The organism is Kitasatospora sp. NBC_00240, assembly GCF_026342405.1.
In the GTDB taxonomy this organism is placed as follows: Bacteria; Actinomycetota; Actinomycetes; order Streptomycetales; family Streptomycetaceae; genus Kitasatospora.
In genome coordinates, this window is the sequence record NZ_JAPEMU010000001.1 from 317895 (window position 1) to 330332 (window position 12438).

Annotated in this window: 6 protein-coding genes and 1 pseudogene; 4 read left to right on the plus strand and 3 right to left on the minus strand. The window is 75.7% G+C overall.

From position 1 onward, the window contains the following. Positions 1 to 318 precede the first annotated feature (318 nt). The 4 genes from OG689_RS01360 to OG689_RS01375 all read left to right on the plus strand — a co-directional run bounded on the left by OG689_RS01360 (position 319) and on the right by OG689_RS01375 (position 8700). The gene (locus OG689_RS01360; RefSeq protein ID WP_266316804.1) at positions 319 to 1860 is read left to right on the plus strand and encodes a DEAD/DEAH box helicase; all 1542 of its coding nucleotides are present in this window, start codon (positions 319 to 321) and stop codon (positions 1858 to 1860) included. 195 nt (positions 1861 to 2055) lie between these two features. Next, positions 2056 to 5769, plus strand: a complete 3714-nt coding sequence (locus OG689_RS01365) for a SpoIIE family protein phosphatase (protein ID WP_266316806.1) — start codon at positions 2056 to 2058, stop codon at positions 5767 to 5769. 144 nt (positions 5770 to 5913) lie between these two features. Beyond that, on the plus strand, positions 5914 to 6780 hold the full coding sequence (locus tag OG689_RS01370) for a class I SAM-dependent methyltransferase (protein WP_266316807.1): 867 nt from the start codon (positions 5914 to 5916) through the stop codon (positions 6778 to 6780). A gap of 387 nt (positions 6781 to 7167) precedes the next feature. After that, complete coding sequence (locus OG689_RS01375; protein ID WP_266316809.1) at positions 7168 to 8700, plus strand: M1 family metallopeptidase; 1533 nt, start codon at positions 7168 to 7170, stop codon at positions 8698 to 8700. 192 nt (positions 8701 to 8892) lie between these two features. Here the strand turns inward: OG689_RS01375 and OG689_RS01380 are convergent, their stop codons facing one another. The 3 genes and pseudogenes from OG689_RS01380 to OG689_RS01390 form a co-directional block, all read right to left on the minus strand. Beyond that, positions 8893 to 9273 carry a MauE/DoxX family redox-associated membrane protein gene (locus OG689_RS01380; RefSeq protein ID WP_266316811.1) on the minus strand — a complete coding sequence of 127 codons (381 nt, stop codon included), beginning with the start codon at positions 9271 to 9273 and terminating at the stop codon, positions 8893 to 8895. Positions 9274 to 9389: 116 nt separating this feature from the next. Next, positions 9390 to 10646 (minus strand): annotated as a pseudogene (locus OG689_RS01385) (cation:proton antiporter). Positions 10647 to 11139: 493 nt separating this feature from the next. Beyond that, on the minus strand, positions 11140 to 12240 hold the full coding sequence (locus tag OG689_RS01390) for a chemotaxis protein (RefSeq protein ID WP_266316812.1): 1101 nt from the start codon (positions 12238 to 12240) through the stop codon (positions 11140 to 11142). Positions 12241 to 12438 lie beyond the last annotated feature (198 nt).

A 12438-nucleotide genomic window follows, 5' to 3' on the forward strand; every position in this document is an offset into this window, starting at 1 on the left:
GGCTCCGCCCCTCCCCCAGGTTTCGCCCTGAGGCTCCCGGCGAACACCGCGGCCGGGACGCGCGTCCCGCTCCCGTCCGGCGCCGACCGGTGCTCACCGCCCGGCTTCGCGGCCGCCCGCCGCGCCGTGCCGGGCCTCCGGTTCCCGTGGCGGAAGGCGCCGCCGCGCCCGCCCGGGCGGCGGACCCGGGTGATGTGCGACACGGTTCCACCGCCCACGCCAGGCTCCACAGCTCAGGCCCGTTCCTTGTGACCTCCCCCGTGGCCCCGTGCCGGGAGTCCTCCTCGCGACGTGCCTCCCGAGGAAGGATCCCTCCCCATGACCGGTTCCACCCGCTCCTCCCACACCTCCTCGGCCGCCCGCTCCGGCGGCCGTTCCTCGTCCGCCGCCGGCCGCTCCGGCGGACGCCCGGCCTCCTCCGGCGGCGGCCGTCGCGGCGGCGCCCCGGGCAGCCGCAGGCCCGGCTCCGCGCAGGGCGAGTTCGCGCTCCCGGCCGGCTCCCCGGCACTGCCGGCCGTCGAGACCTTCGAGGAGCTGGAGATGCCCTCCCAGCTGCTGTCCACCCTGCTCCGCCAGGGCGTCACCGCGCCGTTCCCGATCCAGGCCGCGACCCTGCCGAACTCGCTGGCCGGCCGGGACGTGCTCGGCCGGGGCCGCACCGGATCCGGCAAGACCATCGCCTTCGGCCTCGCCCTGCTGGCCCGTACCGCCGGCCGCCGCGCCCAGCCCGGCCGGCCGCTGGCCCTGGTGCTCGTGCCGACCCGCGAACTGGCCCAGCAGGTCACCGAGGCGCTCACCCCGTACGCGCACGCCGTCCGGCTCCGGCTGGCGACCGTGGTCGGCGGGATGCCGATCCGGCGCCAGGCCCACCTGCTGCACCGCGGCGCCGAGATCGTGGTGGCCACCCCCGGCCGCCTCAAGGACCTGGTCGAGCGCGGCGACTGCCGGCTCGACGAGGTGTCGGTGACGGTGCTGGACGAGGCCGACCAGATGGCCGACATGGGCTTCCTGCCGCAGGTCACCGAGCTGCTGGAGCAGGTCGAGCAGGACGGGCAGACGATGCTCTTCTCCGCCACCCTGGACCGCAACGTCGACCGCCTGGTGCGGCGCTTCCTCAAGGACCCGGTGACCCACTCGGTGGACCCGTCCACCGCCACGGTCAGCACCATGGAGCACCACCTGCTGCACGTGCAGAACCACGACAAGGACACCGCGATCGCGCACATCGCCTCCCGCGAGGGCGGTGTGATCATGTTCACCGACACCAAGGACTCCGCCGACCGGCTGGTGGAGTCGCTGCTCGCCAACGGGGTCCTGGCCGCCGCCCTGCACGGTGGCAAGTCCCAGCCGCAGCGCACCCGCACCCTGGAGCAGTTCCGGGCCGGCGAGGTCACCGCGCTGATCGCGACCAACGTCGCCGCCCGGGGCATCCACATCGACGGCCTCGACCTGGTCGTCAACATCGACCCTCCGACCGACCACAAGGACTACCTGCACCGGGGCGGCCGCACCGCCCGCGCGGGCGAGTCCGGCACCGTGGTCACCCTGGTGCTGCCCAGGCAGCGCCGGGGCACCGCCCGGATGATGGCCTCCGCCGGGATCACCCCCCACTCGGTGGCGGTGCGCTCCGGCGACGCCGAACTCACCCGGATCACCGGTGCCTGCGTGCCCACCGGCGTGCCGGTCGCCGCGCCCGAGCCGGTGGTGGAGCGCCCGCGCCGCCGCCCGTACGGCCCCACCGGCGGCTCGCGCGGCCACACCGGGCGCCCGGCCCGCGACACCCGCTCCGCCCAGCCCGCGAGCCGCTCCGGGCGGCCCGCCCGGGCGGCCGCCCCGAGGCGTGGCGGCCCCGCCGCATAACGCACGCAGGAGCACCGGCCACCGACCGGCGCCGCCGCCACGCGGGCTCCGGCCGTACGGCCCGGCGGCGGGCGTGGACCGCACCCGCCGCCTTCGCCCGCTCCCGCCGGCCCCGGCCGCTCACCCCGGGTGGCCGCGGGCAGTCGGTGCGAAGATGGCAGGGCGGATAGTCGACCTCCGGGCGGTTTCCTGGCCATGCAGACGGACGGGCACGACGCGACTGCGGGCGCCCGCCGGGACACACCCGGCGAGCGGCCCGTTCAGGACGGCCTCCTCTCGGTCCCGATCGCCACGGCGCTGATCGAGGACGACGGAAGGATCCTGCACTGGAGCGCCGACGCGGAGGCGCTGCTCGGCTACTCCGCCGAGGAGGCGGTCGGCACGCTGGCCGCGAAGATCCTGGTCACCGACGAGCAGCGGCCCGGCGTGATGACCCTCTTCGAGGGCATCCTGCGCGGCCGCGGCTGGTCGGGCGTCTTCCCGGTGCGCCACCGCGACGGCCACCACGTGAACCTGGAGTTCCGCACCCACCCGATCTCCGGCCCCGGCGGGCGCCCGCTGGTCCTGGCGGTGGCCTCGGACGTCACGGCGCTGCGCCGGGTGGAGGCCGATCTGGCCGTGCTCGACGGCTTCTTCACCCAGTCCCCGATCGGGATGGCGGTCTACGACACCGAGCTGCGCTACGTCCGGCTGAACGGGGCCCTGGCCCGCTCCAACGGCCTGATCGTGCCGGACCACCTGGGCCGCCGGGTCACCGAGGTGCTGCCGGGGATCAACGGTGCGGAGATCGAGGCGGTGATGCGGCAGGTGCTGGAGACCGGCGAACCGGTGATCGACACCCGCTCGCACGGGCGCACCCCGGGGGACCCGGACCACGAGCACGCCTGGTCGGCCTCGTACTTCCGGCTGGAGGAGCCCGGCGGGAAGGTCCTCGGGGTGAGCTCCACCATCGTCGACGTGACCGAGCACTTCCGGGCCGAGTCGCTGGCGGCCACCGCCCAGGAGCGGCTGACCCTGCTGGTGGACGCCGCCGCGTCGATCGGCACCACGCTCGACCTGCGGCAGACGGCGCAGGAGCTGGCGGAGGCGATCGTGCCGCGGATCGCCGACTCCTGCGCCGTGTTCGCCCTGGAGAACCTGGTGGCCGAGGCCGGGGTGGGGCCGCCCGCCCCGCCCGGCCATGAGCGGCTGCGGGTCCGCCGGCTGGCGCTGGCGGCCTCGGAGGCCGACTACCCGCTGCAGGACCTGCCGATCGACACCGTGCACGACATCCCTGCGGACTCGGCGTACGCGAAGGCGTTGGCCGGCGGCCGGCCGGTGGTGGCGCCGTCCTGGGAGCTGCCCCTGCTGGCGGCGGGGATGCCGGCCGAGCGGTTGCGGGCCTACCGGGGCCGCCGCTCGCGCGCGGTGCGGATCGCGCCGCTGGTGGCGCGCGGCACGGTGCTGGGCATGGTGGTCTACTCCCGGCGGGGTGCCCGGGCCTCGTTCGCCAAGGCGGACTTCACCCTCGGTGACGAGCTGGCCCTGCGGGCCGCGGTCGCGATCGACAACGCCCTGCTGTACCTGCGCCGTGAGCAGGTCCTCAAGGCGCGGGCGCAGGCCCTGCGGGACGCCAAGGCGGCCCAGGAGCGCCTCGCCGTGGTCAACTCCGCGTCGACCCGGATCGGCACCACGCTGGACCTCGGGCAGACCGCCCGGGAGCTGGCCGAGGTCGCCACGCCGCGGCTGGCCGACGCGGTGGCCGTCGAGGTGCTGGACTCGCTGCTGCGCGGCGAGCGCGAGGTGCTCGGCCCGGCCGACCGCTCGGCGCTGCTGCGCCGGCTGGCGTTCAACGCCGTCGAGGGATCGGGCGTGGTGCCGATCTCCCCGGTCGGCGCGGTGATGCGCTTCCACCCCAGCACGCCGCGCTCCTGGAGCCTGACCCACCGGCGGGCGGTGCTGGTGCCGCGGATGGACGACGAGGGCATCGCCTGGCTGGCCGACGACCCGGTGCGGGCCGAGGCGGCCCGGGACCAGAGCGTGCACACCTTCATGGTGGTGCCGCTGATCGCCCGCGGCTCGGCGGTGGGCATCGCGGCCTTCTACCGGACGGTCACCGCCCGCCCCTACGACGAGGACGACCTCGCGCTGGCCCGCGAACTGGCCTCCCGGGCAGCCGTCGCGATCGACAACGCCCTGCTCTACACCCGCGAGCGGGACGCCGCGCGGGACCGCCAGCTGGCCCTGGAGGAGGGCGACGCGGCCCGCCAGCGACTGGCCCTGCTCAACGAGGCGAGCACCCGGATCGGCACCACGCTGGACGTCCACCGCACCGCCCAGGAGCTGGTGGAGGTGGTGATCCCGCGGTTCGCGGACTTCGTCACCGTCGACCTGCTGGACAACGTCCTGGACGGGGACGACCTCACCCCGCCGCTGGCGCACGACGGCTCGGTGCGGCTGCGCGCGGTCGCGGTCGGCGAGGTCGGCTCCACGATGGTCGGCGCCGCGGATCAGGTCGGCCAGTCCTCCAACTCCGCCGAGGTCTACGCGGAGAGCCTGCGCACCGGCCGCTCGATCCTGGTCCCCACGGTGGACGAGGCCGCCCTGCGCCGGATCGTGGCCGCCCCGGACCGGGTGCAGCCCAGCCTGGACGCGGGCGTGCACTCGTACCTGATGGTGCCGCTGCTGGCGCGCGGCGTGGTGCTGGGCGGCGCCGAGTTCATCCGGACCGGCAATCCCGAGCCGTTCTCCGCGGCGGACGTGTCGCTGGCGGAGGAGCTGGCGGCCCGGGCCGCGGTCTGCATCGACAACGCCCGGCTGTACCGGCGGGAGCGGGACACCGCGCTGACCCTGCAGCGCAGCCTGCTGCCGCAGGAGGTGCACCACACGGTGGGGTTGGAGATCGCCTACCGCTACCTGCCGAGCAGTGTCAGCAGCGAGGTCGGCGGCGACTGGTTCGACGTGGTGCCGCTGTCCTGCGGGCGGGTCGCCCTGGTGGTCGGCGACGTGATGGGCCACGGCATCCGGGCGGCCGCCACCATGGGTCAGCTGCGCACGGTGGCCCGGACGCTGATCACGCTGGACATGGATCCGGCCCGGGTGCTGCGCCGGCTGGACGACGCGACGGCGGCGATCGGCGACGGCCAGTTCGCCACCGGGGTCTGCCTGGTCTACGACCCGCTGGAGCGCTCCTGCACGGCCGCCAGCGCCGGGCACCTGCCGCCGGTGGTGGCCGCCCCCGACGGGTCCGCCCGGCTGGTGTCGCTGCCGCCCGGCGCGCCGCTGGGGGTGGGCGGGGTGCCGTTCGAGACGGTCGAGTTCATCTTGCCGGAGGGTGCCATCCTGGCGCTCTACACCGACGGTCTGGTCGAGCGCCGGGGCCACGACATCGACGAGGGCCTGGAGCTGCTGCGCCGGACCATGGCCGAGCGGAAGTTCTCGCTGGAGCGCACCTGCGACGCGGTGCTGACCGCACTGGACGCGCCGGCCAGCGAGGACGACATCGCGGTCATCATGGCGCGTTGCCGCCCGGTCGGCGCCGACCGGATCGCCACCCTCCCGCTCGGCGGGGACCACGCCATGGTCCGGCACGCCCGGCGGTTCACCCGGCGGACCCTGGCCGCCTGGGACCTCACCCCGCTCGGCGACCTGGCGGAGCTGCTGACCAGCGAACTGATCACCAACGCCTTGCTGCACGCCGGGGCGCCGACCCAGCTGCGGATCTTCCGCAACCGCTACCTGACGGTGGAGGTCGCCGACCAGGACACCCGCGAGCCCCGGCCGCGCCGGGCTGCCGAGGGCGACGAGGGCGGCCGCGGGATGCACCTGGTCGACGAGCTCGCCCATCGCTGGGGGAGCCGCAGCACCGGTCACGGCAAGGTGGTCTGGTTCGAGGTGGAGCTCCCCGGCGCCGCGGGCCGCCAGGGCTGACCGGGCAGCCCCGGGCCGCCGACCCTCCCCTCCGCCGCCCCCTCCCCTCCCCTTGGGCCGTCCGGCCGGTACGGCATAGTGGCCGGCGGGGCACGACCGGACGACCTACCACGACGAGCGGGAACGACGGAGACAGACGTGGCGATGGTGGAGAGTCCGAAGCGCCCGGCCGGAGCGGACCGGGACCGGAACGGGGAGGGCACCGGCTTCGAGGAGTTCGAACGCGCCGGGTGGGCGCGGCGCAGCGGCACGTACGACGAGGGCTTCGGCCGGATGACGGCGGGTGTGCACGAGCCGTTGCTGGACGCGGCGGGTGTGCGGCGCGGCACCCGGCTGCTGGAGGTCGGCTGCGGCACCGGCCGGCTGGCCCTGTCCGCGCTCGGCCGGGGGGCCGCGGTGGTGGCGACCGACGGGGTCGAGCAGATGGTGGCAGAGGCCACCGCCGCGCTCCCGGGGGCCCGGGTGCTGCACGCGGCACTCCCCCGGTTGCCGTTCGCCGACGGGGACTTCGACGCGGTGGCGGGCGCCTTTGTGATCAACCATGTCCCCGAACCGGCTTCCGCAGTGGCCGAGTTGGCCCGGGTGACGGCCCCGGGCGGCCGGGTGGCGCTGTCCTGCTGGGACGCGCCCGGGCGCAACCTGGCCCAAGGCCTGGTCGCGGCCGCGGTGGCCGAGGCGGGCGCGACTCCGGCCGGTGACCTGCCCAGTCACTCCCCGTTCGCGCCGTACGCCTCGCCGGAGGCCTTCGCGGGCCTGCTGGCCGGCGCCGGACTGGCGGCGGTCCGGGTGGAGCCCGTCGGGTGGACGCACCGGGTGGACCCGGACCGCTGGTGGGGGGACATCCTGTCCGGGACGGTGCTGACGTCCTCGCTGATCGAGGGTCAGGACGCCCGGACGGTGGCGCGGATCCGCGCGGCGTACGACCGGCTGGTCGCCCCGTTCGCGGAGGCCGACGGCTCGGTGGGGCTGCCGGTGGCCGCGCTGGTCGCGGTGGGCACCAGGCGGGGGTAGTCCGCGGCGGGGGCGCCGAGGGCGCTGCCCGCACTGCGGGAACGTCCGCGCCCCGCACGGGAAGATCCGTGCCCCGCAGGGGAAAAGGGGACGGCCGCCGGACCTGGCCAGGTTTCCGGCGGCCGTGGCCCCGTCCGTCAGGGGGCGGGGCATTTGTCAGACTATGTACACGGGTCGTCACCCGCCAGGTGAGTACGCCATCCGGCTGACGGCGCGTGCGGCGCCGTCCGGAGCCGCCCCGCTTCGGCAACCTCCCCCGGGCTCCCCCGAACGACGGGCCAAGAGGTCTTTTCGGGTACGAAGCGGCGCCGGCAGTGCTCGCGCGGCCGGACGGACGGGTAGCGATCGAGCGCCGGGTTCCACCGGCCACGGCCGTCTGGGGACTTGATGATCGCGCTGCTCGCCGCACGGACCGGCCTCGCCGCCGCCCTCGCCGTCACGGGCGTCACCACCGTCCACCGGGGTGACGCAGATCCGGCCCCGCCCCCGAACCTGCATCGGGCCGCCGCCCCCACCGCCCCCGGTGACCCGGTCTTCCCCGGGCTCGGCAACTCCGGGTACGACGCGCTCGGCTACCACCTCGTCTTCGACTACCGGGAGGACAGCCGGACGGTCGAGGCGGTCGCGGAGATGACCGCGCGCAGCACCGCGGACCTGCCGTGGTTCGAGCTCGACGCCTTCGGGCTGTCGGTGCACGGCGTACGGGTGAACGGCCGGCCCGCGGCCTTCGCCCTGCACGACGAGAAGCTGCGGGTCACCCCGCCCGCCACGGTCCGGCGCGGGGCGGGGCTGACGGTCACGGTCGCGTACTCCGCCGACCCGCAGGCCCGGCTCCCCCGCAGCGGCTGGGTCCCGACCTCCGACGGGTTCGCCGTGGCGGGCCAGCCGAACAGCGCCCACACGGTCTTCCCGTGCAACGACCACCCGAGCGACAAGGCCAGGTACACCGTCCGGGTGACGGCGCCGAACCACCTGCTGGGCGTCGCCGGCGGCACCCTCACCAACACTGTGGAGCAAGGCGGCCGCACCACCCGCAGCTATGTGATGCGCGATCCGATGGCCACCGAGCTGCTCCAGGTCGCGGTCGGCCACTACCTGGTCCGGGAGCGCGCGCTGCCCGGCGGGCCACGGCTGCGCGACGTCGTCCCGGCCGGCCGGGCGGCCGCGCTCCAGCCCGCGCTGGACCTCACGGCGACGCAGCTGGCCTGGGCCGAACAGCACCTCGGGGCCTACCCCTTCGAGGCGTACGGGCTGCTGCCGGTGGACACCGACGACCCGGCGGCGTTCGGCTTCACCGGCCTGGAGACCCAGACCCTGACGCTCTACAAGCCCGGTTTTCTGACCCGCCCGGAGTCCGGGATCGGGGCGCACATGATGCACGAGCTGGTGCACGCCTGGTTCGGCGACAGCGTCTCGCCGCGGACCTGGGCCGATCTCTGGCTGAACGAGGGCCACGCCGACTACTACGGCATGCTGTACCGCTACGAGCGGGGCTGGCCGGACGGGCTCGGGCTGACCACGCTGGAGGCGAACATGCGCGACGTCTACGCGCACGGCGACCAGTGGCGGCTCGACTCCGGGCCGGTCGCGGCGCCGACCCGGGCCGGCCTCTTCGACAGCCAGCGCTACGCGGGTGGGGTCCTGGTCCTCTTCGCGCTCCGGGAGAAGGTCGGCGCGGCGGTCTTCGACCGGATCGAGCGGACCTTCCTCACCCGGTACCGGCACGGCGTCGCCGGCACCGAGGACTTCATCGCGACGGCCGGCGAGGTGGCGGGCCAGGACCTGAGCGGGTTCCTGACGGACTGGCTCCTGGGCACCCGCACCCCGCCGATGCCGGGCCACCCCGACTGGACGGTGGCCCCGGCCGTGCCCGGCGGGTCCGGGCCGCGGACCGCGCCGCAGGGCTCCTCGACGCTCTGACCGCCGCACCGTCCCGGTCGGGCCGGCCCGCCGCGGTGGCGGTCGTACGCCAGCGCGTACGCCCGGCCTGTGCTGCGCCGCGCCGCCCGCGCGCCGCTGCCGGGCCCGGCCCGCGGGGCGCACCGTAGTGCCACGGCCCGCCCGTCGACCGGCTCTGCTCCGGACGGCGGGCGGGACGTCCAGCCGCCGGGGTCAGGCCTTCCGGCCGACCCGCAGGGCCCACCAGACCAGCGGGATCTGCAGCGGCACGCGGGCCCAGGCCCCCTGCCGGTACGGGGTCGGGCGGCGCCGCCAGTCGATCGCCATCTTGACGTTGCCGGGCAGCACGGCCACGAACAGGCCGGCCGCGGCGATCGCGCCGATCCGACGGGTACGCGGCAAGGCCACCGCCGTCCCGATCGCGAGCTCCGCGACGCCGCTGGCGTACGTCCAGGTCCGCGGCTCGCCGGGCAGCGATCGGGGGACGAGGGCGTCGAAGGTCCTGGGCCTGGCGAAGTGGGCCACGCCGGCCAGCAGGAGCAGAGCTGCCAGCGGGCGCGCGGCCCGGCCGGCGGACGGGCGGGACGATGACACGGGGTACCTCCGGGGGCCGTTCCGAAACGGAAGGCGCCAGGTTACCGGAGAGTAGCAAGGTCGTGCCGGATCCATCCGTACACATCCGGTGAAGATCGACCGCCCGCCCGGACCGGTCACGGCCGGCCTGGGCCGCACCCGGCACTCCCGCCGAGGTCACCGGCAGGGCTGGCCCGGCCGAGGCGTCCCGCCGGAGCCCGCGGTGCGGCCACTACCCGCGCTCGACCGTGCCGGGCGGGCAGCAGTGCGGCGAGGCGGGCGGACCGACTGGCCGCCAGCGGGCCGAGCAGGGCGAGCAGGGCGAGCACCAGGACGTAGCCGGCGATGAACGGCCCCAGCCGGCCGTCCAGCCCGGCGGCGGCCGCCATCGCCCCGAGGACGAGGGCGAACTCCCCCCGGGACAGCAGGGTCAGGCCGATCGCCGCCGCCTCGCCGCGGCTCATCGCGTTCAACCGGGCGGCCAGCACCCCGGCCGTCACGTTGATCACCAGCGTGACGGCGACCGCGACGGCGACCGGCCCGGCGACCTTCAGCAGGTCGCCCGGGTCGATCGCCAGACCGAAGGCGAGGAAGAAGATCGCCCCGAAGGCGTCCCGCAGCGGATGCACCAGCTCCTGGATGCGGTGCCCGCTACTGCCGCTGCCGCGGATCAGGCCCACCATGAAGGCGCCGATCGCGTCCGCCACACCGACCGGTTCGGCGAGCCCGGCGGTGAGCACCGCCAGGCCGAGGAAGGTGACGACGAGCAGCTCGTTGTCGTCGGTGGAGACCAGCCGGTCGATCAGATCGGTGCCCCAGCGGGCCAGCGCGGCGAGCACCAGCAGGAAGCCGAAGGCCTTGCCGATCTGGAGCGCGGCGTCCAGCGGCCCGCTGGCGCCCTCGACGACGGGCTGCAGGGCGGCCAGGTAGAGCGCCAGGAAGGATGTCCTCGATCACCACCACGCCGAGGATCAGCTTGGTCTCCGGATTGCCCAGCCGGCCGAGGTCCACCAGGACCTTGGTGACGATCGCCGAGGAGGAGATGCCCAGCACACCGGCCAGGATCAACGCCTCCGAGCCGCCCCGGCCGAGGGCGACGCCGAAGGCCAGCCCGGCCCCGACGTTCAGCACCAGGTAGACGGCGCCGGTGCCGAACATCCGGCGCCCGCCGGCTTTGAGGTCGTCGAGGTGGAACTCCGCCCGAGGTAGAACAGCAGCAGCACCAGGCCCAGCGCCGAGAGCATCGCGAAGTCGTGCGCGTCGGCGACCAGCGAGATGCCCGGGGTGTTGGGCCCGAGCAGGATCCCGGCCAGCATGAACAGCGGGATGGTGGGCAGCCCGGCCCGCCGGCCCAGCCGGGCCAGCAGGGCCGCCGCCAGAAAGGCGCCGCCCATCGCGATCAGCGCGTCAGCGTGCTCCACGGGGTACCTCCGCCGTGCGGCCGGACCGGCGCCGGGCGGGCCCGAGGCCGGCGGGGATGGCGAGGTCGAGGGCTCCTCCTGGGGCAGGCTGACGGGGCGCCACCAGTGGCCGGCGGTGCCGGGCGGCGTGGACCATCGCGACCCCGAGGCGCCGGGACCCGGAGCCGGCGAGGCCGCGACAGCCGTCCACGGCACCCTGACCACCGGCGGCCCACGGCTCGGAGCCGGCGGCCCGGCGTCCGCACGGCAACGCCCCGAACCACGGCACGCCGTACGGGCCGCCACGACGCACGTCGTGACGGCCCGTAGGCCGGCGGGGCGCGATGCGAGCACCATGCTCGGCGATCTGCCGGGTTCATCCCCGTATGTGACGGCGCGTCGGTGCGGCGCACCCGGCGGGCGGGCGCGGTCCGGCCGCCCCGGGCGCTGCCCCGGGTCCGCGGCAGCGCCGCTCCCGCGCGACGGCTCAGTAGCGCAGGACGGCCGCGATCCGGCCCTGCCCGGCCAACTCCCCGGTCGGGACGAACTCCACCTGCGCGCCGGTGTCCAGCGCCCGCTCGACGATCTCGTCGACCATGTCGTCCCGGACGTCCGGCTCCCCGGCCGACGCCGGGACGAGGTGGTTGTCGGTGACCCGCACCGGCTCCCAGTAGTCCTCCTCCAGCACCACCAGGGCGGCCCGGCCCTCGGCGACGCTCTGCCACACCTCGTCGATCCCGGCCGCCAGCGCCTTGACGCCCAGCGCCTGGTCCAGCCGCTCCTTGGCCTGGACGACCACCCGGGCCGCCTGCTCCTTGACCGCCCCGGCCACCGCTTCGCGCACCACCGCCACCGAGGCCCGGCCGAGCCCGCCCCTGGGCACCTGGGCCACGGCGGTCTTGGTCGCCGTCCCGATCTCCTCCAGCACGGCGAGCGCGGCCGCCTCGCCCAGGACGTACAGCGGGCGGGGCTCGGCCTCCAGCACGGCGGCGAGCGCGGTGTCCGCCTCGCGCAGGTAGTGCCGGGTCTGCTCGTCCCGGAAGGTGCTGGGCACGTCGCCGATCCGCTCCTTGCGCTCGACGTCCGGCAGGTCCGGCCGGAGCTCCACCGGGAATCCGCGCTCGGCGGCCTCGGCCAGCCGCGGGCCCGCGCCGCCGAACAGCGCCGCGCGCTCGGCGGAGACCGTGAGCACCCAGTAGGGCGCGGCGGCGGCGTGGGTGGCGACCAGGTTCCGGGTCAGGAAGGTCTCGGAGAACACCACGCGCTCGGGCACCGACCGCGGGAGCGACCAGACCTGGTGCTCGCCGGGGGCGGCGAAGATCAGCAGAGCGTCCTCGGCGTGCACCAGGTCGACCTCGGCGACGGCTCGGTCGAGCTGGTGGACCAGGTCCAGCCGGTCGGCCCGGGAGACCGCCTCGTCGGCCTGCAGCCGGCTCTTCGCCTCGGCGACCAGGTTGCGCAGGCGCACCGGGTCCTGGGCGTTGTCTGGCTCGCTGCGGTGGGTGGGCATGACGACCGAGACCGCCGGGTAGCGGCGCGGCCGGCGGAGCTCGGCGAGGACGGACGGCGTGAGCTCGGCAGAGTGCATGAGGCGCCCTTCGTGTCAGGAATGTCCTTGGCACTCCTCCCCTGAACCCACTGTCGCTATTCGGTCAAAACCGGAAAACCTGGTAGATATTTCGCACGAGGCCACCACCACCCGGACGGCCGAGACGGCCGCGCGGGGCCCCGCGATCGGTTGCAGCCTGGGACGGGCGGGGGCGAGCAGGTGCCCCGCCGCGATCGA

Excerpts from the sequence above, each read along its gene's own strand:
- OG689_RS01360 (WP_266316804.1), top strand. The coding sequence starts at position 319 with ATGACCGGTTCCACCCGCTCCTCCCACACCTCCTCGGCCGCCCGCTCC.
- OG689_RS01365 (WP_266316806.1), top strand. The coding sequence starts at position 2,056 with ATGCAGACGGACGGGCACGACGCGACTGCGGGCGCCCGCCGGGACACA.
- OG689_RS01370 (WP_266316807.1), top strand. The coding sequence starts at position 5,914 with ATGGTGGAGAGTCCGAAGCGCCCGGCCGGAGCGGACCGGGACCGGAAC.
- OG689_RS01375 (WP_266316809.1), top strand. The coding sequence starts at position 7,168 with ATGATCGCGCTGCTCGCCGCACGGACCGGCCTCGCCGCCGCCCTCGCC.
- OG689_RS01390 (WP_266316812.1), bottom strand. The coding sequence starts at position 12,240 with ATGCACTCTGCCGAGCTCACGCCGTCCGTCCTCGCCGAGCTCCGCCGG.